This window comes from Flavobacterium sp., from assembly GCF_043780635.1.
Taxonomy (GTDB): Bacteria; Bacteroidota; Bacteroidia; order Flavobacteriales; family Flavobacteriaceae; genus Flavobacterium.
Genome location: NZ_JAYWCK010000071.1, coordinates 24,647 through 47,986 on the forward strand (window position 1 = coordinate 24,647; position 23,340 = coordinate 47,986).

14 protein-coding genes, 2 tRNA genes and 1 pseudogene are annotated in these 23,340 nt (G+C 35.3%); 9 read left to right on the forward strand and 8 right to left on the reverse strand.

Annotated elements, in window-relative coordinates; all coding sequences use genetic code 11:
• Positions 1-9 precede the first annotated feature (9 nt).
• Together ACH2BV_RS06755 and ACH2BV_RS06760 are read left to right on the forward strand one after the other, a co-directional pair.
• The gene (locus tag ACH2BV_RS06755) at positions 10-2,157 is read left to right on the forward strand and encodes a S46 family peptidase (RefSeq protein ID WP_395049963.1); all 2,148 of its coding nucleotides are present in this window, start codon (positions 10-12) and stop codon (positions 2,155-2,157) included.
• Between the two features lie 221 nt (positions 2,158-2,378).
• Positions 2,379-2,582 (forward strand): hypothetical protein, encoded by a 204-nt coding sequence (locus tag ACH2BV_RS06760; protein WP_395049964.1) that lies wholly within the window; start codon positions 2,379-2,381, stop codon positions 2,580-2,582.
• Between the two features lie 280 nt (positions 2,583-2,862).
• On the opposite strand, the gene ACH2BV_RS06765 is transcribed toward ACH2BV_RS06760, so the two are convergent.
• The 3 genes from ACH2BV_RS06765 to mutS form a co-directional block, all read right to left on the reverse strand.
• Positions 2,863-2,948 (reverse strand) — tRNA-Leu (locus tag ACH2BV_RS06765).
• A 12-nt stretch (positions 2,949-2,960) separates the two neighbouring features.
• Positions 2,961-3,033: transfer RNA gene (locus tag ACH2BV_RS06770), tRNA-Gly, on the reverse strand.
• Positions 3,034-3,177: 144 nt separating this feature from the next.
• Positions 3,178-5,784, reverse strand: coding sequence for a DNA mismatch repair protein MutS (mutS, locus tag ACH2BV_RS06775; RefSeq protein WP_395049965.1), 2,607 nt, complete (start codon positions 5,782-5,784; stop codon positions 3,178-3,180).
• A gap of 153 nt (positions 5,785-5,937) precedes the next feature.
• Here mutS and ACH2BV_RS06780 point away from each other — a divergent pair, with 153 nt between their 5' ends.
• From ACH2BV_RS06780 to ACH2BV_RS06790, 3 genes are all read left to right on the forward strand, one after another.
• Positions 5,938-6,423 carry a DUF1573 domain-containing protein gene (locus ACH2BV_RS06780; protein WP_395049966.1) on the forward strand — a complete coding sequence of 162 codons (486 nt, stop codon included), beginning with the start codon at positions 5,938-5,940 and terminating at the stop codon, positions 6,421-6,423.
• A 70-nt stretch (positions 6,424-6,493) separates the two neighbouring features.
• Positions 6,494-7,030, forward strand: coding sequence for an RNA methyltransferase (locus ACH2BV_RS06785; protein WP_395049967.1), 537 nt, complete (start codon positions 6,494-6,496; stop codon positions 7,028-7,030).
• Positions 7,031-7,074: 44 nt separating this feature from the next.
• Positions 7,075-10,047, forward strand: coding sequence for a T9SS type B sorting domain-containing protein (locus tag ACH2BV_RS06790; RefSeq protein WP_395049968.1), 2,973 nt, complete (start codon positions 7,075-7,077; stop codon positions 10,045-10,047).
• Positions 10,048-10,061: 14 nt separating this feature from the next.
• On the opposite strand, the pseudogene ACH2BV_RS06795 reads toward ACH2BV_RS06790, so the two are convergent.
• A pseudogene (locus tag ACH2BV_RS06795) lies at positions 10,062-10,277 on the reverse strand (deoxynucleoside kinase); the annotation flags it as partial.
• 1,795 nt (positions 10,278-12,072) lie between these two features.
• Here ACH2BV_RS06795 and ACH2BV_RS06800 point away from each other — a divergent pair.
• A complete protein-coding gene (locus ACH2BV_RS06800; RefSeq protein WP_395050003.1) occupies positions 12,073-14,484 on the forward strand; it encodes a T9SS type B sorting domain-containing protein in 2,412 nt (803 codons plus the stop codon).
• 13 nt (positions 14,485-14,497) lie between these two features.
• Here ACH2BV_RS06800 and folK read toward each other — a convergent pair whose 3' ends face one another.
• A complete protein-coding gene (gene folK, locus ACH2BV_RS06805; RefSeq protein ID WP_395049969.1) occupies positions 14,498-15,634 on the reverse strand; it encodes a 2-amino-4-hydroxy-6-hydroxymethyldihydropteridine diphosphokinase in 1,137 nt (378 codons plus the stop codon).
• Positions 15,635-15,769: 135 nt separating this feature from the next.
• On the opposite strand from folK, the gene sppA reads away from it, so the two are divergent.
• Complete coding sequence (gene sppA / locus ACH2BV_RS06810) at positions 15,770-17,530, forward strand: signal peptide peptidase SppA (RefSeq protein WP_395049970.1); 1,761 nt, start codon at positions 15,770-15,772, stop codon at positions 17,528-17,530.
• 60 nt (positions 17,531-17,590) lie between these two features.
• On the opposite strand, the gene ACH2BV_RS06815 is transcribed toward sppA, so the two are convergent.
• Positions 17,591-18,385, reverse strand: coding sequence for a DUF2797 domain-containing protein (locus ACH2BV_RS06815; protein ID WP_395049971.1), 795 nt, complete (start codon positions 18,383-18,385; stop codon positions 17,591-17,593).
• A 104-nt stretch (positions 18,386-18,489) separates the two neighbouring features.
• On the opposite strand from ACH2BV_RS06815, the gene ACH2BV_RS06820 reads away from it, so the two are divergent.
• Both ACH2BV_RS06820 and ACH2BV_RS06825 read left to right on the forward strand, forming a co-directional pair.
• Positions 18,490-20,016 (forward strand): GH3 auxin-responsive promoter family protein, encoded by a 1,527-nt coding sequence (locus ACH2BV_RS06820; RefSeq protein WP_395049972.1) that lies wholly within the window; start codon positions 18,490-18,492, stop codon positions 20,014-20,016.
• 1 nt (position 20,017) lies between these two features.
• On the forward strand, positions 20,018-20,176 hold the full coding sequence (locus tag ACH2BV_RS06825; protein WP_395049973.1) for a hypothetical protein: 159 nt from the start codon (positions 20,018-20,020) through the stop codon (positions 20,174-20,176).
• A gap of 61 nt (positions 20,177-20,237) precedes the next feature.
• Here ACH2BV_RS06825 and serB read toward each other — a convergent pair whose 3' ends face one another.
• The gene (gene serB / locus ACH2BV_RS06830) at positions 20,238-21,476 is read right to left on the reverse strand and encodes a phosphoserine phosphatase SerB (RefSeq protein ID WP_395049974.1); all 1,239 of its coding nucleotides are present in this window, start codon (positions 21,474-21,476) and stop codon (positions 20,238-20,240) included.
• 212 nt (positions 21,477-21,688) lie between these two features.
• On the reverse strand, positions 21,689-23,317 hold the full coding sequence (gene groL, locus ACH2BV_RS06835; RefSeq protein WP_395049975.1) for a chaperonin GroEL: 1,629 nt from the start codon (positions 23,315-23,317) through the stop codon (positions 21,689-21,691).
• Between the last annotated feature and the right edge of the window lie 23 nt (positions 23,318-23,340).

Sequence of the window (23,340 nt, forward strand, 5' to 3'; positions counted from 1 at the left end):
CTTATTACCATGAAATTTTTAAAAGCTCTTCTATTATTATTTGTAGTTCAAACACAAGCCCAGCAAGGCGGAATGTGGATTCCTTCGTTACTGAATGGGATGAATGAAATTGAAATGAAAAATTTGGGCATGAAAATGTCAATAAAAGAAATTTATGATGTTAATCAATCGAGTTTGAAAGATGCTGTTCCCCAATTTAACGGTGGCTGTACCTCTGAAGTGATTTCTCCAAAAGGATTGATTCTAACCAATCACCATTGTGGATTTGATGCTATTCAAAATCATTCGTCTGTAGATCACGATTATTTGACCAATGGTTTTTGGGCTTATAAAATGGAAGAGGAATTGCCAAATGAAAATTTAGTGGTGACTTTCATCGTTAAAATCGAAGATGTTACTACAAAAGTTCTAGAAGGCACTACAAATTTGACTTCTGAAGCCGAAAAACAAAAGAAAATTCAAGACAATATCTCTGCTTTAACTATTTCTCTACCAAAGGAGAATTGGCAGGAGAATAAAATCCGTACTTTTTATGAAGGCAATCAGTATATGCTTTTTGTTACAGAAACTTTTAAAGATGTGCGTTTGGTAGGCGCTCCACCAACATCTATTGGAAAATTTGGTTCTGATACTGACAATTGGGTTTGGCCTCGTCAAACTGGAGATTTTTCCTTATTTCGAATATATGCCGACAAAAATAATCGTCCTGCTACATATTCGAAAGATAATATTCCCTACACACCCAAACACTTTTTGCCTATTTCGTTAGATGGAGTTGCTGAAGACGATTTTACCTTAGTTTTCGGTTATCCTGGAAAAACAAATGAGTATTTGCCTGCTGTTGCGATTAAACAAATTGTAAACGAGCTAAATCCTGCAAAAATTGAAATTAGAGATCAAGCACTGAATGTGGTAGATGGATTTATGCGAAAAGACAATGCTATCAAAATTCAATATGCTTCAAAATATGCAAGTATTGCCAATTATTGGAAAAAATGGATTGGAGAAACACAAGGTTTGGAAAAATCGGATGCTATAACCATCAAGAAAAATCAAGAAATTGCATTCCAAGAAAAAGTTGTAAAAGCAGGAAAACAGGTTGAATATGGAAATTTGCTTTCTGATTTTGAAAAAAATTATACTGAAATCGCTCCTTATGCATTGGCGAGAGATTATTTTTCTGAGGTGGCACTGAGAAATACCGAACTTTTGAGTGTTGGATATAAATTATACCAATTAGAGCAAGTTTACAACTCAAAAGGAGAGCAAGCATTTGCCGATAGAAAAAATAATTTAATAACTGGTTTGGCTGATTTTTATAAAGATTTTAATCCAAATGTTGATAAAAAAGTTTTTGAACAATTGATTCATTTGTATGCCACTAAAGTTCCAAAGGAATTTTTACCAACTATTTTGTCCAATATAAATGTGGCAGATTTGGCTACAGATATTTACGGGCAATCTAAATTGGTCAATTATGAGGGTCTTAAAGAATTGCTTTCTGGCGATTCAAAAACGGTTTTAGCAAGCTTAAATGCTGACAAAGGCTTTCTATTAATAAAAAATATGGCTGATAAATATTCAAAAGAAGTTGCGCCAAAATATGATGAAATCAATTTAAGGATTACAGCATTGCAACGCACCTATATGAAAGCGCAATTGGAATTAAATAAAGATAGTCGAATTTTCCCTGATGCCAATAGCACGCTAAGAATTACTTATGGAAAAGTAAAAGGATACGAACCTAAAGATGCAACGGTTTATAAGCCAATGACCTATTTAGACGGTGTAATGGAAAAATACATTCCGGGTGATTATGAATTTGATGTGCCTGCAAAATTAATAGATTTATACAAAGCCAAAGATTACGGTCAATATGGAGAAAATGGTAAAATGCCTGTTTGTTTTATTGGTACAAATCATACTACAGGAGGCAACTCAGGAAGTCCAGCGATTGATGCAAATGGTAACTTAATAGGGCTCAATTTTGACAGAGTTTGGGAAGGAACTTTGAGTGATATTTATTATGATCCAAGTATATGTAGAAATATTATGGTAGATGTGCGCTATATTTTGTTTATTATGGATAACTATGCGGGTGCAAAAAATTTGATAAATGAACTGAAATTGGTTCATCCCAAAAAATTAAACTACTGAAAAATAAAGCTTATAGCAAAAATAGCATAGAAAAAAGAGTCAGATAAATGGATGTCAGATATTTATTATGTATTTTGATATAGAGAAATTAATAATTGTAATTTTTCAGCTATTAACAAAAGAAAATATTTTTTTAAAAAAATTATGAAAAAATATTTTAACTATTAAAAAATTTATATCTTTGCCCCGAATTAATAATTAACCTTTTATAATTAAGTAAGATGAAAAAAGTACTTTTAAGTTTAGCCGTTGTTGCTATGTTGACTGTTGTATCATGTAAAAAAGCTGAACCAGCTGCTGACACTACTACTGTAGATACTACTGCAGTAATTGTTGATACTACTGCTGTAGTTACTGACTCAACTACAGTTGTTACTGACACAACTGCTGTTGCTCCTGCTGCTGAAGCTCCAGCTGCTAAGTAATTCTAAATTACGCAAAAAAATAAAGCTACGCATTGCGTGGCTTTTTTTTGCCTTAAACTGAAAATTTTTGAATAAGCTTTTTAAATTTCTTTTTTAAAACAATTGGAATTTTAGAAAAAATAGAAACCCATACAAAGTAAAATGTTATGGCTTTTTTTGTTGAATGGAGTTTTATTCTCTTTATTTTAATTGTTAAACCTAAAGAGATATTAAAAGAGTGGAAATGTAAAAAATAAAAAACCGCAAAGAATTAAAAATTAATTCTTTACGGCTTTTCTTGTACTCAGAGCGGGACTTGAACCCGCACGAACATTGCTGTTCACTGGATTTTAAGTCCAGCGTGTCTACCAATTTCACCATCCGAGCAGTATGGTTTTGAGCGAAAAACGGGGCTCGAACCCGCGACCTCGACCTTGGCAAGGTCGCGCTCTACCAACTGAGCTATTTTCGCATTTTCATTATAAAAAGAACACCGTACTTAACTGTAATGCGGATGCAAATTTAATACATTAATTCAATTACACAAGTGTTTTTTATAAAAAATAAATAGGTAAAAGCTAAGTTTCTGATAACCCAAACTTTAAAGAAAATCGAACTATTTTTTAGTCAACATTCTCTTGATTTCGTTGAGTTTCATCAAGGCTTCCATAGGTGTTATGGTGTTGATGTCCAAGTTTAAAATCTCGTCTTTTATTTCTTCTAATAAAGGGTCGTCCAGATTGAAGAAACTCATTTGCATTTCATCCTTGGATGATTTGATTCCACTCAAGGCTTCGCTAGAATGGTCTTTTTCTAGTTTTTTCAAAAGCTTTTGCGCTTTCAAAATTACGATTTGTGGCATTCCGGCCATTTTTGCAACGTGTATTCCAAAACTGTGAGCACTTCCACCTTTTACTAATTTTCGAATAAAAAGAACAGTATCTTTTAATTCTTTCACAGAAACATTGTAATTCTGGATTCTGGGCAAAGATTCACTCATTTCATTCAACTCGTGATAATGCGTTGCAAATAATGTTTTAGGTTTAGAAGGATGCTCGTGCAAAAATTCGGCTATGGCCCAAGCGATGGAAATTCCATCATAAGTACTAGTTCCTCTTCCAATTTCGTCTAACAACACTAAACTTCTATCAGAAATATTGTTCAATATGGAAGCCGTTTCATTCATTTCAACCATAAAAGTGGATTCTCCCATCGAAATATTATCACTTGCTCCAACTCTGGTAAATATTTTGTCGATAATTCCCATTCTTACGCTGTCTGCCGGGACAAAACTTCCCATTTGAGCCAAGAGCACGATTAAAGCGGTTTGACGCAAAATAGCGGACTTTCCTGACATATTAGGGCCGGTAATCATAATCAGCTGCTGAGTTTCTCTATCCAAAAAAACATCATTGGCAATATAAGGTGTTCCAACGGGCAATTGTTTCTCGATAACAGGATGTCTTCCGTTCTTTACTTCCAACTCAAAAGTTTCATCTAACTCAGGACAAACATATTTATTTTCTATAGCCAATTGCGTGAAAGAACACAGACAATCCAGTTGTGCCACCAAATTAGCATTCATTTGAACCGGCTTGATATAAGTCGAAATCCAACTCACTAATTGCTCGAATAATTCTACTTCTATTTTATGAATTTTTTCTTCGGCACCAAGTATTTTGGTTTCGTATTCCTTTAATTCTTCAGTAATGTAGCGCTCTGCATTAACTAGAGTTTGTTTCCGAATCCATTCTGGGGGAACTTTATCTTTATGTGTATTTCGAACTTCGATGTAATATCCAAAAACATTATTAAATGAAATTTTCAATGACGAAATCCCAGTTCTTTCGGATTCTCGTTTTTCAATTCCTTCGAGATATTCTTTTCCTGATGTTGAAATCGCTCGTAAATCGTCTAATTCTTCATTGATTCCTTTAGCAATCGCATTTCCTTTGGCAATTGCCACTGGAGCATCTTGGTTTAAAACCGTTTTGATCTTTTCGCGCAATAAATCGCAACTGTGCAGGCTGTCGCCAATGATTTTTACCGCTTCTTGCGGACTTTCTAGAGCCAAATTTTTTATCGGAATAATAGCATCCAATGATTCTTTTAAATATATAACTTCTCGAGGAGACACTTTTCCTGCTGCAATTTTTGAGATCAAGCGTTCCAAATCCGAAATTTGTTTGATTTGGCTCTGAATCTTTTTCAAAACATCCCGATTTTCTTTTAAATAGGAAACCACTTGGTGGCGATATCTTATTTTAGTTGCGTCTTTTAAAGGAAGTGCTAACCAACGTTTTAATAAACGACCACCCATTGGCGAAAGCGTTTTGTCAATCACATCGAGAAGCGTAACCGCATTCGGATTATAGCTGTGATACAACTCCAGATTTCGAATCGTAAATCGATCCATCCAAACATATTCGTCTTCAGCAATACGCTGAATAGCGGTGATATGCTGAACTCTGTTATGCTGGGTTTCAGATAAATAATATAAAATCGCTCCCGAAGCTATTATTCCTTCCTTTAATTCTTCAATTCCAAAACCTTTGAGAGAAACGGTCTGAAAATGTTTGGTCAGGATTTCGAAAGCATAATCTTCCTTGTAAATCCAGTCTTCGAGATAAAAACTGTGATAATCATCTCCGAAAGTTTCTCGGAAATCATTTTTGCTGTGCTTTGGAATTAAAACCTCACTTGGATTGAAATTTTGCAATAACTTATCAATATACTCCGCATTGCCTTGGGCGGTGAGAAATTCACCTGTAGAAACATCCAGAAATGAAATTCCTATGGATTTATTGGCAAAGAATATTGCTGCCAAGAAATTATTGGTTTTAGATTGTAAAACTTCATCATTCATAGAAACACCTGGAGTTACAAGCTCTGTAACGCCGCGTTTCACAATGGTTTTGGTCATTTTTGGATCTTCGAGTTGGTCACAAATAGCCACACGAAGGCCCGCTTTGACTAGTTTTGGCAAATAAGTATTCAAAGAATGATGTGGAAAACCAGCCAAAGCCGTTTCCGTTTCAGAGCCTGCTCCTCGTTTAGTTAAAACAATTCCCAGGATTTTTGACGCCCGAACAGCATCCTCTCCAAAAGTTTCGTAAAAATCTCCAACTCTAAACAACAAACAAGCATCAGGATATTTCCTTTTGATCTCGTTGTATTGCTTCATTAACGGCGTTTCCTTGACCAATTTCTCTTTAGATGACAAAATGTATTCTTTAAATTTAATAGAAAGCGAATTTATATATTTTATGGCGAATTATTAGCACTCCCGAAATTTAAAATATTTTTAAGGAAAATTTAAGATGGTGTTTCATTTTTTTCTATAAATTTGTCATTCAATCACACAAAACAAAACAAAATGAAAAAAATTATTGCACTTTCAATAGCACTTTTAGCATTTACTTTTTCTAATGCTCAGGAAACTTCAAAAGTTACAAAGACTACAAAAAAAACAACTTCAAAAACAACAACTATTACGCCTGCATTGCCTAAAGTAGAAGGCGCTGGAATGGTTTTCGTAACAGAGACTATCGATTATGGTACAATCGCTCACAATGCTGATGGTAACCGTAAATTTGAATTCACAAACAACGGTAACAAACCATTGATTATTACAAACACTCAAGGATCTTGCGGATGTACTGTTCCTACTACTCCAAAAGAACCAATCGCTCCTGGCGCAAAAGGTGTTATAGGTGTAAAATACGCTACAGATAGAGTTGGCGCTTTTACAAAAACAGTAACTGTAACTTCAAATGCTGAAGGAATACCATCAAAAGTACTTACAATTAAAGGAACCGTTTTGCCAGACCCGACACCGGCTGCTCCGGCAACAAAAAGCTAAATTCTTTTTAGAAATAATCTAAAGGCTTCCTAATTTTAGGAAGCCTTTTTTATAATTTATTATCAATACTATGCGAAAGCTAGAAAACAGCGAACTCGAGAGAAAATCTATTGAAGCTTTTAAAGAAGCTAAAAAAACACCAATTATCATAGTTTTAGATGATATTCGGAGTTTGCATAATATTGGTTCCGTATTTAGAACCGCCGATGCTTTCTTGATTGAAAAAATATATTTGTGTGGCATTACTGCCACTCCTCCAAACAAGGAAATTCATAAAACAGCACTTGGAGCAACCGAAACTGTGGCTTGGGAACATTGTGCAAATGTTCTCAAAGTTATCGAAAATTTAAAAAAAGAAGATGTTACTGTACTTGCCATTGAACAAGTTGAAAGCGCTATTTTTCTCCAGGATTTCAAAGTGGAGAAGGACCAGAAATATGCTTTGGTTTTTGGAAACGAAGTTTTTGGAGTTTCACAAGAAGCGGTTGCAATTTGTGATGGCTGTATTGAAATCCCACAATTGGGAACCAAACATTCCTTGAATATTTCAGTAAGCGCAGGGATTGTAGTTTGGGATTTGTTCCAAAAAATGAAATGGAATTTGTAGATTTGTTACTAATTGAATTTGCCCTTTTTTTTCTTGATTATTTTATGAAAAAACTACTCTTTCTCGTTTTACTACTCTCTAATTTTTTTGGTTACTCCCAATATACTTTAATTCCAGATGTGAATTTTGAGCAGGCATTGATTGGTTTAGGAATTGACAATGGTACTATTGATGGTAAGGTACTTACTATGAATATTAGTAATCAAATTGGTTTGCAAGTTTCTGGTAAGAAAATAAGTGATTTAACAGGAATTCAAGATTTTTCAGCATTAACCTCTTTAGATTGTAATGATAATAATTTAACCAACTTAGATGTTTCTAATAACACATCTTTATGGAGTTTAGGATGCAGTAGTAATCAATTAACAAGTTTAAAGATAAACACATCTTTAACTGCTTTATATTGTCCTAGTAATCAATTAACAAGTTTAGATGTTTCTAAAAATAAATCATTATTTGGTCTAAATTGTTCTGGTAATCTATTAACAAGTTTAGATGTTTCTAAAAATACTCTTTTAACTGATTTATATACGAGTTATAATAATTTAACAAATTTAGATGTTTCTAAAAACACTAAATTATCTTATTTATGGTGCAGTTCTAATCAATTAACCAGCATAGATATTTCTAAAAACGTTGCCCTAACTGGATTAGATATTGGTAAAAATCAATTAACAAAGTTGGATTTCACTTTAAATAAATTATTGAATTATTTGTATTGTCCTAATAACCAATTAACCATTTTAGACATTTCTAAAAACACGTCTTTGAATTCTATATTGTGCAACTCGAATCAATTAACCAACCTTAATTTAAAAAACGGTATTAATAACACTATGAATGTTATTAATTTTATATCCAATCCAAACCTTAGCTGCATACAAGTAGATAACGTAGTATATTCCGATACTAAGTGGTCATCTATTAAAGACGCTACTGCTAGTTATTCTGAAAACTGTATTAAAACCACCAATACGAGTAACCCTCTTGTAATCAAAGCTACAGGAAATCAAACCTATTGTCCCGGAACCTCTTTAAATATTGTACAAACAGTAGGTATTACATACGACCCTTCTGAACCAACTACCGACGCTGTATATATTCAAGTCTCGTCAGGATATGTTTTTGGGCAAGATCTATTAACTCTTACAGGAGTTCACCCAACTGTTTCTGCAACTTGGGTTCAATCAGAAGGAAAACTAAAATTATTTTCTTCAACAGGAGGTAAAATTCCATATGCCGATTTTGAAGCCGCCATTGCAGATGTCCAATTCAGCAATTCCTCGGCTTCGCCTGCAGGAACTAGAACTTTTTCCATTAGTTTGGGTTCAGGACAATTAAGTTATTTGCCAAGAAATAAACATTTTTATGAATATGTTGCCAATACAGGAATCACTTGGACAGATGCAAAATTAGCTGCAGAAACTAGGGCGCCATATTATGGTTTACAAGGTTATTTAGCCACCTTAACAGCTGCAGATGAAGCCCAATTAGCAGGAGCTCAAGCATCAGGAGCTGGATGGATAGGAGGGAGTGATCAGGAAACAGAAGGCGTTTGGAAATGGGTTACTGGACCAGAAGGGCTTGCTAATGGTGGGACTGGTACGATTTTTTGGAACGGAGTGGCTAATGGTTCAACTCCGAATTTTGCTTTTTGGAATAATGGAGAACCCAACCAATTCAATGGAACAGAAGAAGATTATGCTCACGTTACCGCTCCTGGAGTTGGTATTCCTGGGTCTTGGAATGATTTACCTGTAAATAGTAATCCAAGTGGAGATTATCAAGCTAAAGGCTATATTGTCGAATATGGAGGAATGGTGGCAGGCGATGTTGATGCTATTCAAATTTCAGCAAGTACATCAATGACAGTCTCTCAAATTACAAGTACAACACCACTTCCCCAATGCGGTTCAGGAATATTTACACTTCAAGCAAGTTCAACAGGAACAATAAATTGGTATGATGCAGCAAGTGGTGGGACTTTTTTAGAAAAGGGAGACAACTATGTGACTCCTTCAATAAACACAACAACAACTTATTATGCTGATTATGGATGTCCAAACAGAATTCCAATTATTGCAACTGTAAATACAATTCCAACTATTACTTCAACTAATTCAGGAGTTGCTAGATGTGGTTCGGGAACCGTAACGCTTCAAGCAAGTTCTGATATTGGAATTGTAAATTGGTATGCAACTGCAACGGGATCAACCATTGAAGGAACAGGAACCAGTTTTACAATCCCAAATATTACGGCGAGTAGTACTTATTATTCAGAAGCCTTTAATAACGGATGCAGCAACGGAAATCGAGTTCCAGTGGATGTCTTTGTTTATACACCACCCGTTGTTGCAGATCAAGAAGCAACCAAATGCAAATCAAGTACGGCAACACTAGACGCAGGAGTTCCTGGGATGATTTATTTATGGTCAACAACTGAAACTAAACAAACAATTACAGTTTCAACTTCGGGAATTTATACTGTAGTTGTTACAAGTCCAGCACCAGAAAATTGTTCCAGCACAAAAAAAATTACGGTTGTAGAGCACAATATCCCTGAAATTGAACGCATTGATGTCAATGAAACTACCGTTGTGATTTATTTAAAAAAAGAAGAGGCCTATTTTGAATATTCGGTTGACGGAATCAATTATCAAAGCTCGAATGTTTTTTTTAATGTGCCAAGCGGATTACAAACAGCTTATGTAAGAGAAATAAATCTTTGCAGCAATGATAGCCAAACGTTTATTGTTTTGATTGCTCCCAAGTTTTTCACACCAAACGGTGATACTTATAATGATTTCTGGGAAGTAAAAGGTTTAATTAATTATCCTCAGGCTGAGGTCAGTATTTTTGATCGATATGGAAAATTAATTTCGGTGCTAAACATAACTAAATTAACCTGGGACGGAATGTTGAATAAATATCCTATGCCTTCCGATGATTATTGGTATGTTTTGAAAATCGATGAAACCAAACCCGAAAAAAGAGGTCATTTTTCTTTGAAAAGGTAAACTCGAAAGTGAATTTATTGGCTAATCTTCTGTTGGATTTCATCCAAAATAAAAAGATAATCTTCCTGATTTTTCACAAAATCCCTATCCGAAACATCAATAATTAAAACATTCAATTCGGTTTGTGATTTGATATAATCAAGATAACCATTGTTTGTTTTATCTAAATAAGAAGCCGGAATATTTTGTTCGTAACTTCTGCCTCTTTTCTTGATATTTTCTAGTAATCGCCCCTGGTGCAAAAGGTGTCATAGGTGTGAAATAGGCTATTGATAGGTGTACTTTTACAAAAAACAGTAAGTATTTAGTGTGTCGCTAGATGCCGCTGCAATGCGCGATGGTTCTATTGAAATTCCGCAACATAGGAACAAAATATTCTTTAAATATTCCCGTTAGTGCAAGGATTGTAGTTTGGAATTTATTGAAAAATTGAATTTGCCAAAAAAAAACTGGTACCTATATAATTAAAGTGTCAATTGATGACGCTGAGGGAACGTTTATAATTATAAAAGAATAGTTATTAATTCGAAATAATATTTAAAGTAAAATGTCCGATTATTCATCCGGGCATTTTTTTTATGACAACAGTAGCTAAAAAAGTTATCAAAATAGAATTTAGCAAACTTAATTGCATTTCAAAAGAGAAGGTTGATGGGGTTAATGAGATGTAGGTCGAACAAAAATTATGAAAAAAATCAATTTATGTAGGACATCATAGAATAAAATCAAGACAATTCTTCTGGAAGATTGAAGTTAAAGTAGTCTTTTTTCTAGAGTAGTATAAAGCAGTACTGTACAGGATACAAAAAATATTTTTTATTACATAATTTGTATGTTCACAAATACAGTATGATATATGGGTAGTTTCAAAATTCTATAGGTACAAAATCCATTCTACTAGTAGTGGAGTTGAAATATTATAAAAAAAAGTAAATTACAAAAAATGAAAAAACACATTCTGACCCTATTTTTCATCCGTTTTTCTATGATGACTTTTGCTCAAACAGAACTTCGAAACCTTACAAAATGAGAGTTAGACATTTTTTTAAAGCCACAGCACTCTTGCTTTTGATCTGTTCGAAAGCTACTTTTGCCAGTAACAATAATTCACCTATCAAAAAAGATAATTCTAGTAAAAACACATTAACTATAAATTCGGGTAAAACCTTTATGGGTATTGCCCCTCCACAAATTACAGCCGTTGGAAATCAAATATACTGTCCACTAACCTATGTCAAAATTGCAACCAGCGTAACAATAACCCACGACCCTGCCGATACGAGTGCCAGTTCAGTTGATATTCAAATTTCATCAGGTTATATTGTTGGCCAGGATCAGCTTTCTTTATCGGTTTTATATACTAATCCTAATATTACATCCACGTGGATTCGTTCAGAAGGGAAACTAATATTATCCAGCACAACAGGTGGATTGTTACCGTACAGTGAATTTGAAACTGCAATAAAAAATGTTGAATATTACAATTATTCACTTTCACCATCAGGAATCAGAAACTTTTCTATCAACTTGGGCATTGGGGGAGCGAATTATTTGCCGCGAAACGGCCATTTTTATGAATTTGTTCCCAACGTGGGTATCACTTGGTCAAATGCGAATACTGCTGCTTCATCGAAAACCTATTATGGATTACAAGGATACCTAGCAACCGTTACCGCCGCTGATGAAGCACAATTATCAGGAGCACAAGCACGAGGTGCTGGATGGATTGGAGGTAGCGATGCAAGAGTTGAAGGATTATGGAGATGGGTAACGGGACCTGAAGGTCTTGCCTATGGAGGATTGGGAACTGTTTTCTGGTATGGAACAGGTGGAGGTTCAACTCCAAATTTTGCCTTTTGGAACACAATGAACAATGAGCCTAACCAAGCCGGAGATGAAGATTTCGCACACATTACAGCACCAGGAGTTGGCGTTCCCGGTTCTTGGAATGATTTAAGCAATACAGGAGACCTTAATCCAGGCAGTCCTTATCAACCTAAAGGATACATTGTTGAATATGGAGGAATGCCGGGAGACCCAACACTTCAAATTTCTACGAGTACTATAATTACAATTCCCCAAATAAATAGTACTACACCAAACTCAAGATGCGGATCAGGTACCGTTACCCTCGATGCCACTGCAACAAACGGAAGTGTTTACTGGTATACAACTAGTATTGGTGGAAGTCCAATTACATCAGGAAATACATTTACAACTCCAATCATTACAACCACAACTATTTATTATGTTGATGCAACTGGAAACTGTCCTAGTGCGCCAAGAACTCAAATTATTGCAACAATAAATCCTATTCCAACAATTACATCGACAACAGCTAACTCTCGTTGCGACACAGGTACGGTAACATTGGGAGCTCTAGCTTCGGCTGGAACAATAAATTGGTATGACACACTAACGGTTGGAACTTCTTTGGGAACCGGAACTTCATTTACAACCCCGAACATCTCCGCTTCAACTACCTATTATGTTGATGCGACAGCAACTGGTTGTACAACTGCGACAAGAACTGCAATTACCGCTACCGTCAAAATTTCACCATCGATTACTTCGACAACACCCGCTTCTCGATGCGAAACAGGTACGTTAACATTGGAAGCAGTAGCTTCGGCTGGGACAATAAACTGGTATGATGTTCAAACGGGGGGAAGTTCACTAGGAACTGGAACATCATATACAACACGAAGCATTTCAACTACTACCATCTATTATGTTGATGCAACGGAGTTTGGGTGTACAACCCCAACAAGAACGGCTATAACAGCAACTATTAATACACCCTCAACTATTACTTCAACAATTCCTAATTCACGCTGTGATTTAGGAACAGTAATACTTGGCGCAACTGCTTCATCAGGAACAGTAAACTGGTATGACACACAAACGGGTGGAACTTCATTAGGAACTGGAGCATCATATACCACACAAAGCATTACAACTACTACCATCTATTATGTTGATGCCAAGGCATCTGGATGTACAACCCCGACAAGAACTGCAATTACCGCTACCGTCATTTCACCATCGATTAATTCGACAACACCCGCTTCTCGTTGCGACACAGGTACGGTAACATTGGGAGCAGTAGCTTCGGCTGCTGGGGCAATAAACTGGTATGATGTTCAAACGGGAGGAAGTTCACTAGGAACTGGAACCTCTTTTACAACACCAAGCATTTCAACTACAACAACCTATTATGTTGATACTACTGCATCTGGCTGTACAACTACTACAAGAACAGCCATTGTAGCTACGGTTAACAGTTCTCCATCGATTACTTCAACAACACCAGCATCTCGTTGTGATACAGGTTCAGTAACATTGGGAGCAATTGCTTCGTCTGGAATAATAAACTGGTACAACGTCTTGACAGGAGGAACTTCATTGGGAACTGGAAACTCATTTACAACCCCAAGTTTGACATCTTCTACTACCTATTATGTTGATGCGACAGCAACTGGTTGTACCATTGCTGCAAGAACTGCAATTATTGCAACGGTAAATAGTTCTCCATCGATTACTTCAACCATACCAGGATATGGCTGTGATTTAGGAACAATAATACTTGGCGCAACTGCTTCATCAGGAACACTAAACTGGTATAATGTCCCAACGGGGGGGGCTTTATTGGGAACAGGAACTTCGTTTACGACTCCAAGCATTTCTTCTACAACTACCTATTATGTTGATACAACAAATCAATGTACAAGTCCAAGAGTAGCAGTAGTAGCAACTGTATACCCAGTGCTCAGCATAAATGAAGAAGTCATCTTATGCCAAAACGAAACCACAATGTTAGACGCTTCAATCTCAGGGATGAATTATTTATGGTCTCCAGGAGGTGAAACCTCACAAACCATTGTCGTCTCAACCATAGGAAATTATAGTGTAATTATTAGTTCGCCTTCTATTGTATGTTACTCAAACAAATACATCAATGTTATTGAACTTCCTGCTCCCATTATTAATGCAATTATCGTTAACGAAAACTTCATAACAATTGAACTAACAAATCCGGAAAATTATTACGAATTTTCTATAGACGGAGTAATATTCCAGAATTCTAATCAATTTTCGTACATCACGAGTGGAATACATACTGCCTACGTTAGAGAAAAAAACTTATGCAATTTAGTAACCCAAGATTTTATAATATTAACAATTGCAAAATATTTTACTCCAAATAGCGATGGATTTAACGACGTTTGGGAAATAACAGTAATGAAAGATTTCCCTGGTTCTAGTACTTTAATTTTTGATCGGTACGGCAAATTATTAATAACATTAAATGCTTTAAAATATAGTTGGGATGGAAAATACAATAATAATATCTTGCCCGAAGATGATTATTGGTATTGTTTGAAATTGGATGATTCTAAACCCGAAATAAAAGGTCATTTTTCTTTGAAAAGGTAAACTCGAAACAAGTTTATTGGCTAATCTTCTGTTGGATTTCATCCAAAATATAAAGATAATCTTCCTGATTTTTTACGAAATCCCTATCCGAAACATCAATAATTAAAACATTCAATTCGGTTTGCGATTTGATATAATCAAGATAACCATTGTTAATTTTATCTAAATATTCAGCAGGAATTTTTTGTTCATAATCTCTTCCCCTTTTCTTAATGTTCTCCAGTAAACGCTCTGTGTTTTGGTATAAATAAATATACAAATCCGGTTTTGGCATTTCTCTATAAACAATATCAAATAACGTTCGGTACAAACGATATTCATCTTCGGCTAGCGTTATTTTAGCAAAAATCAAGGATTTGAAAATATGATAATCGGCAACGATAAAATCCTTGAACAAATCGAATTGAGCTAAATCATCGGATAATTGTTTGTATCTATCGGCAAGAAATGACATTTCAAGCGGAAAAGCATAACGATTTTGATCTTCGTAAAATTTTGGAAGAAAAGGATTGTCGGCAAAGCGTTCCAAAACTGTTTTAGCATTAAAATCTTCAGCAATTTTCGTGGTTAAAGTTGTTTTTCCAGCTCCAATATTTCCTTCAAAAGCGATATAATTAAACTGTTCCAAAGGAATGCTGTCCAATGGCATTTCTAAATTCTGTACAATTGTGCAAACACTGTTATCTGGAGAATTTTCCAGTAATTCGAAAATTTTTTTGTGAAAAACAGGATGTTTCCAGTCTAAATTCAAATCCAACATTGGCAACAAAACAAACCTTCTGTTTTGCATCAGCGGATGTGGAACCTGAAGTTCTTTTGTTTCAATAATTTCTTCGTCGAAAGTAATCAAATCAATATCAATAATCCGCGATTGATATTCTAACGTATCTCCACGAAGTCGACCCAATCGTCTTTCAATATTCAGAATTTGCTCTAAGATTTTATGTGCATAGCTAAAAGTGTGAATTACTAAAGCACAATTATAGAAGGCATCACTATCAAAACCCCAAGAAGGCGTTTCGTACAACTTCGAAATTTTGATAATCGTACCTATTTCCCGATGTATCATTTCAAGGCTACGCTCCACGTTATCAAGACGATTACCTTGATTAGTCCCGAGGGATAAAACGACCTGATGTTGTGATTTCATATTAACCACAAATTAACTAAAACAATTTTAGAATTGAACTATATTTGCCAGCGTGTTGATAACTATTTTTTTAGTTTTTGAACTTAAATTTGTAACAATTCAGCACTTTTTACTACTTATTAAAAAAATACAATTATGAGATTTTTAGGAAATGTTTTGGCAACCATCGTAGGCTTATTTGTCTTTTTTATGTTGTCCTTTTTTGGAATAGTAATATTAGCGATGATTTTTGGTGGCGAATCTGAAGAAATAGCGGTTAAAAACAACTCGGTTATCGAATTGAACCTGGAACACATTAAAAATGATTATGCCGGAAAATACAAAGATCCTTGGATGACCATTTTAGCCGATGGCGAAAAAGTAGGTCTTTCTGATATTATAAATGCCATCGAAGAAGCAAAAACAGATGATGACATCAAGGGGATTTCAATTTTAAATGATAATTCTGAATTAGGAATTGCTCAATATAAAGCGTTGCGTGATGCATTGCAAAGTTTCAAAAAATCAGGAAAATTTGTTATGGCTTATGCCAATTCGTATTCACAAAAAGAATATTATTTAAATTCTGTAGCCAATACGATTTACATTAATCCGGTTGGGGATTTAGATTTCAAAGGATTATCAGCAGAAATGATGTTTTTCAAGGATTTTCAGGATAAAACCGGCGTAAAAATGGAAGTAATTCGACACGGAAAATATAAAAGTGCTGTTGAACCTTTCCTTGATAACAAAATGAGTGATGCAAACAGAGAACAAATTTCAGCATTATTAAATTCCGTTTGGAGTAGTGTGATAGCCGATATTTCGATAAGCAGAAATGTTTCAGTTGCAAAATTGAACGAAATTGCAAACGGTCTTCTTGCCAGAACTCCTGAAATGGCAAAGGCACAGAAATTAGTTGATGTTGTGGCTTATGAAGATGTCTATCATAGTGCCGTTAAAAAAGCTTTAAAAGTTGATAATGATGAAGATTACAACAAAATAAGCATTTTAGATTATGCCAGAAAAGTAGCTACGACTTCGGAAAGCTTTGATAGCAAAGACAAAATTGCCATTATTTATGCTCAGGGAGAAATTATGAGTGGAGAAGGTGATGTCAACACTATTGGTGAAGGCTCAATGCGTCGCTCACTAGTTGAAGCAAGAAAAAACAAGAATATAAAAGCAATTGTGCTTCGAATTGATAGTCCAGGTGGAAATGCGTTAACATCGGATTTGATTTGGAGAGAAATTGAATTGACAAAAAAGGTAAAACCAGTTGTGGTTTCTATGGGAAATTATGCTGCTTCAGGAGGATATTATATCGCCTGCAATGCTAACAAAATTTTTGCTGAAAGCAATACTATTACTGGTTCAATAGGAGTTTTTGGAATATTGCCTAATTTCACACAATTAGCAACAAAAATTGGCATTCACACTGAACAAGTAAAAACCAATGACAATGCAGCTGAATATAGTCCGTTTGTTCCAATGGACGAAAAATTTAAAGCAGTTACTCTTGAAGGTGTCGAGCATATTTATAAAACTTTTGTATCACACGTTGCCGAAGGACGAAAAATGTCCTTTGCACAAGTAGATTCAATTGCACAAGGCAGAGTTTGGTCAGGTTCTCAAGCAATAAAAATAGGACTTGTGGATAAAATTGGTGGTTTGGATGCTGCATTAAAAGAAGCAGCAAGTTTAGCCAAAATTAAAGACTACAAAACACAAAACTTCCCTGAATTTGAAAAAGACATCAACGATATTTTAGAAAATCTGCCTTTTGCAAAATCAAAAGAATCCTTTATAAAAGAAGAATTAGGAGAAGAAACCTATCGTTTGATGGAACAAATTAAAAGAATGCAATCTCAAAAAGGAGTTCATGCTATGATGCCTTTTCAGATTACCATTCAATAAGTATTTTTTTTAATAGTTTGCCCTTTTGGTCCTATGCCATGGGATTGAAAGGGCTTTGTTTTAAATATTAATTTGCACCACATACCCTTCAGAACTGCGGATATTAAAAACAGTCCCATCATCAAAAATTAAATATTGTCCTTTTATTCCAGTTAGTTTTCCTTGAAAATTGGGTGTTTTTTCTAAACTTAAACTATTTATTTTTTTTGGATATTCTAAAACCGGGAAATGCATTTCATATAAATCGTTTTTCTGCAAATAGAAATATTCCTGGACTTCGGCGGGAATTAAGTTTTCGACTTTCAATCTTTCAGCGATTAAATCGACTTGTTCCACATCGTTTTGAAGCATTTTGCGCCAATTAGTTTTATCGGCATAATGGTTTTTCAAGGCGACTTCGGTGATTCCTGCCAAATACCTGTTAGGAACTTCCACAATAGCAATAGCTTGGGTTGCGCCCTGATCAATCCATCGTGTAGGCATTTGAGTTTTTCGTGTTACTCCCACTTTTACTTCGCTTGACAAAGCTAAATAAACAATATGTGGCTGCAATTGTACTTTCTCTTCATAAACCAAATCCCTGTCTTGAATCCCAAGATGAGCAGTGCTTAATTCAGGCTTCATAATCCAATCGCCAACAGCTGGGCTGGAATAAAAGCAATCGTAACAAAATCCTTGACGATAAATCTTTTTCTTTTTGCCACAATTCAAACATTGGTAACCCACAAAATTGATTTCCAGATTTTTGTTCAGCAATTGATTCACGTTTAAAAAACTGTTTTCAAAAACCAAATAATATTGAATTGGATTCCCAAATTCGGTTTGCATTTTAGAAAGTACACCTTCGTAAGTCATTTGGTTTAAAGTTTCAGGTTTAAAGTATAAAGTTTGACAAAAATCGCTATTTTTGGTAAAGTTATAATTCGTAAATTGTAATTCATAATTCATTACTCAGAAAAATGCCAATAACTGTAATCAATTCGTTTGCTTCCTGGGTTCTTAAACAAAGAATTCATCAAATAGAACTTTTTATAAAATACCCAAATGAAGTACAGGAAGAGTTGCTGATGAACTTGATTCGAGCCTCAGAAAATACAATTATGGGTCAAAAATACGATTATGCTTCCGTAAATTCGTATGCTACTTTCGCCGAAAGAGTTCCCGTTTCTACCTATGAAGAATTGCAACCTTTGTTAGAACGCACCCGAAAAGGAGAACAGAATGTTTTCTGGGAAACTCCCGTAAAATGGTTTGCCAAATCGAGTGGAACTACAAATGCCAAAAGCAAATTTATCCCCGTAAGCCCTGAAGCATTAGAAGACTGTCATTACAAAGCTGGCAAGGATTTGTTGTGTATGTATTTGAACAATAACGAAAATTCCGAAATGTTTTTGGGGAAAAGCCTTCGACTTGGCGGAAGTTCCCAAATTTATGAAGACAATAATACTTTTTTCGGGGATTTATCCGCTATTTTAATTGAAAATATGCCGCTTTGGGCAGATTTCAGCAGCACTCCAAATAAGGAAATTTCGTTGATGAGCGATTGGTTAACGAAACTTCCTGCGATAATAAATGAAGTCAAAAACGAAAATGTAACCAGTTTTGCTGGTGTTCCTTCTTGGATGTTAGTTTTAATGAACAAATTGCTTGAAGAAACTGGCAGAGGAAATTTGATGGAACTTTGGCCAAATTTGGAAGTTTATTTCCACGGTGGCGTTAGCTTTGAACCCTATCGAGAACAATATAAAAAAATTCTGCCGAAAAGTGATTTCAAATATTATGAAATATACAATGCTTCCGAAGGATTTTTTGCCATTCAGGATTTGAATGATTCCAATGATTTATTGTTGATGCTTGATTATGGAATTTTCTATGAATTCATTCCGATGGATACTTTTGGAACGCCAAATCAAAAAACCATTCGGTTGTCTGATGTCGAACTTTTTAAAAATTATGCTATTGTCATCACCACTAATTCTGGGTTGTGGCGTTATTTGATAGGGGATACCGTGCGTTTTACTTCATTGAATCCATATAAAATTCGGGTGACAGGAAGAACAAAACATCATATTAATGTTTTTGGCGAAGAATTAATGGTCGAAAATACGGATCAGGCTATTGCCAAAGCGTGCCAAATTACCAGAACCGAAATAGTAGACTATACTGTGGCTCCCGTTTTTATGAAAGATAAGGATAAAGGAGCTCACGAATGGATGATTGAGTTTAAGAAAATTCCGGAGGATGTGACTACGTTCCAAAAAGTATTGGATGAAACATTACAATCCTTAAATTCTGATTACGAGGCAAAACGATTTAACAATATGACCCTTAATCCGTTAGTTATAAATGTTGCTCGAGAAAATTTATTCTACGATTGGTTAAAAGAAAAAGACAAACTGGGCGGACAACATAAGATACCGAGATTGTCGAACCAAAGAGATTACTTGGAACAATTGAAAAATATGCAAGAAATTGTAAATCAATAAAATGAAAAAACTTTTTTTAATAATGTTTACGATAACTTTTTTGGCTTCCTGCGGACCACATAGGATGAGTTGTGGAGCAAGAGGTATCTGCAATGCTTCAGAAAAGCTAATTCTTGACCAATCTAAAATTAAACACGACAAAAAAGTATTAAAAATATAAAAAGAATCCCGTAGTGAAATTTCAATACGGGATTTTGATTTTATAATATAATTTGAAATATTTACTCCTCCTGCATCATATCAATATGTCTGTCGTGGTAGCCCAATAAGTATAAAATACCGTCAAGACCCAGACTCGAAATAGAAGTTGCTGCATTTTCTTTTACTTTCGGTTTGGCGTGAAAGGCAATTCCTAAACCCGCTAAGTTCAACATAGGCAAATCATTCGCGCCATCGCCCACAGCAATGGTTTGGTTGATGTGTATTCCTTCTTTTTCTGCAATGGCTTTTAGATATTCTGCTTTCTTTTGACCATCCACAATATCACCCAGATATTTACCTGTCAGTTTACCATCTTTAATCTCCAATTGATTGGCGTAAACGTAATCAATCCCTAATTCCTTTTGTAAATAATCTCCAAAATAGGTGAATCCTCCAGATAAAATAGCAGTTTTATAGCCGTAATATTTTAAGGCTCTCATCAAGCGGTGAGCTCCTTTTGTTATGGGTAGATTTATGGCAACATTATGCAGAACATCTTCGCTCAAACCTTCCAACAAAGCCATACGTTTTTTGAAACTTTCGCTGAAATCAATTTCGCCATTCATTGCCGATTCTGTGATGGCTCTGACTTGTGCGCCAACACCATTTAATTCAGCCAATTCATCAATTACTTCGGTTTGAATTAAGGTAGAATCCATATCAAAACACACCAAACGTCTATTTCTTCTGTACATGTTATCTTCTTGAAAAGAGATATCTACATCAAACGCCCCTGAAATTTCCATAAAATTTGCCGTCATCAGCGTTTTATCTACAATATTACCGGTTACAGATAATTGTACACAAGAACGAGGATATTCTTCTATCTCCACCACCGAAGTTCTACCGGTTAATCTTATGATCGAATCAATATTCAATTTTTGGTCTGACATTATTTTGGTCACAGCTGCTAGCTGCCTTGCTGTCAACTTTTCACCCAAAACATTGATGATGTAACGTTGCTTGCTTTGTCCTTTAACCCAAATTTCATAATCAGGAATAGATATCGGAATAAACTTAACATTAATCCCCAAATTATAGGCTTTGAACAATAAATCTTTCAATACAGGCGCTGAAGAAGAACCTGCTTTTATTTCAAATAAAATACCTAAAGATAGCGTATCGTGAATATCGGCTTGACCAATATCTAAAATAATGGCATCATAATTTGCCAATATGGATGTTAAACCAGCTGTCACCCCTGGCTTGTCCTGGCCAGAAACTTTTAATAAAATTATTTCTTTATCGTCTATAATCATTTTTATTTGAATTGATTTACAAGGGGCAAAAATCGACAATCTATTGCTTATAAAAAAGAATATCACTTGTTTTTTCACAAAGAGAAAATGGAGGTTAAACTTTCTTGCATTATTAGCAGAAACTCTAGTTGGAATAATCCTTGGCGATAAAAAAACCTGTTCCTTTATTGGAACAGGTTTCTAGATTATTTATCCTAGTTTGGAATTTAAAATTACATCATTCCAGGCATTCCTCCGCCCATAGGCATTGCACTACCGTTTTCTTCTTTGATTTCTACCAAAGCACATTCGGTTGTCAATATCATTCCGGCAACAGATGCTGCGTTTTCTAAAGCTACACGAGTTACTTTTTTAGGATCGATAATTCCTGCTTTTAGCATATCAACATATTCGTCGGTTTTTGCATTGTAACCAAAATCACCTTTTCCTTCGGCAACTTTTGCAACAACAACTGAACCTTCAAGACCAGCGTTTTCGACAATCGTTCTCAATGGAGATTCAATAGCACGTGATATAATTTGGATTCCGGTTGCTTCGTCAGCGTTATCTGCTTTTAAAGCAGCAAGAGCATTTTTGGCTCTCAATAGCGCCACACCTCCACCAGCTACAATTCCTTCTTCAACAGCGGCACGAGTTGCGTGAAGCGCATCGTCAACCCTGTCTTTTTTCTCTTTCATCTCCACTTCAGAAGCTGCTCCAACGTATAAAACAGCAACACCACCAGCTAATTTAGCCAAACGTTCCTGCAATTTTTCTTTGTCGTAATCCGAAGTCGTTGCTTCCATTTGGCCTTTGATTTGGCTCACGCGATTTTTGATTACATCAGCTTCACCAGCACCACTTACAATGGTTGTATTGTCTTTATCGATAGTTACTCTTTTTGCAGTTCCCAACATTTCGATAGTTGTGTTTTCTAAAGTGTACCCTCTTTCTTCCGAGATTACGATTCCTCCAGTTAAAATTGCAATATCTTCTAACATTGCTTTTCTTCTGTCTCCAAAACCAGGTGCTTTTACAGCAGCGATTTTCAAGGCGCCACGTAATTTGTTTACCACCAAAGTTGATAATGCTTCTCCATCAATGTCTTCGGCAATAATTAATAGGGGTCTGCCCGATTGTGCAACAGGTTCTAAAATTGGTAACAACTCTTTTAATAAAGAAACTTTTTTGTCGTATAAAAGGATGTAAGGACTTTCTAATTCTACTTCCATTTTCTCACCATTGGTAACAAAATAAGGAGAAAGATATCCTCTGTCAAATTGCATTCCTTCGACAACATCTACATAAGTATCAGTTCCTTTGGCTTCTTCAACAGTGATTACGCCTTCTTTTCCAACTTTCGCGAAAGCGTTAGCAATCAATTCGCCAATTACTTCATCGTTATTAGCCGAAATAGAAGCAATTTGTTTTATTTTTTCAGAATCACTTCCTACTACTTTAGCTTGTTTTGCCAAGTCAGCAACAATAGCTTCAACAGCTTTGTCGATTCCTCTTTTCAAATCCATTGGATTTGCACCGGCAGCAACATTTTTCAAACCTTCTTTTACAATGGCTTGCGCCAAAACTGTAGCAGTTGTTGTTCCGTCTCCAGCCAAATCATTGGTTTTAGAAGCTACTTCTTTTACCATTTGAGCACCCATATTTTCTAATGGATCTTTCAACTCTATTTCTTTTGCAACGGTAACACCATCTTTAGTAACAGTTGGACCACCGAAAGATTTTCCAATAATTACGTTACGACCTTTAGGTCCAAGGGTTACTTTTACTGCGTTTGCTAATGCATCGACGCCACGTTTTAAACCGTCACGTGCTTCAATATCAAATTTTATATTTTTAGCCATTTTGTTTTTAACTTTTAAATTGT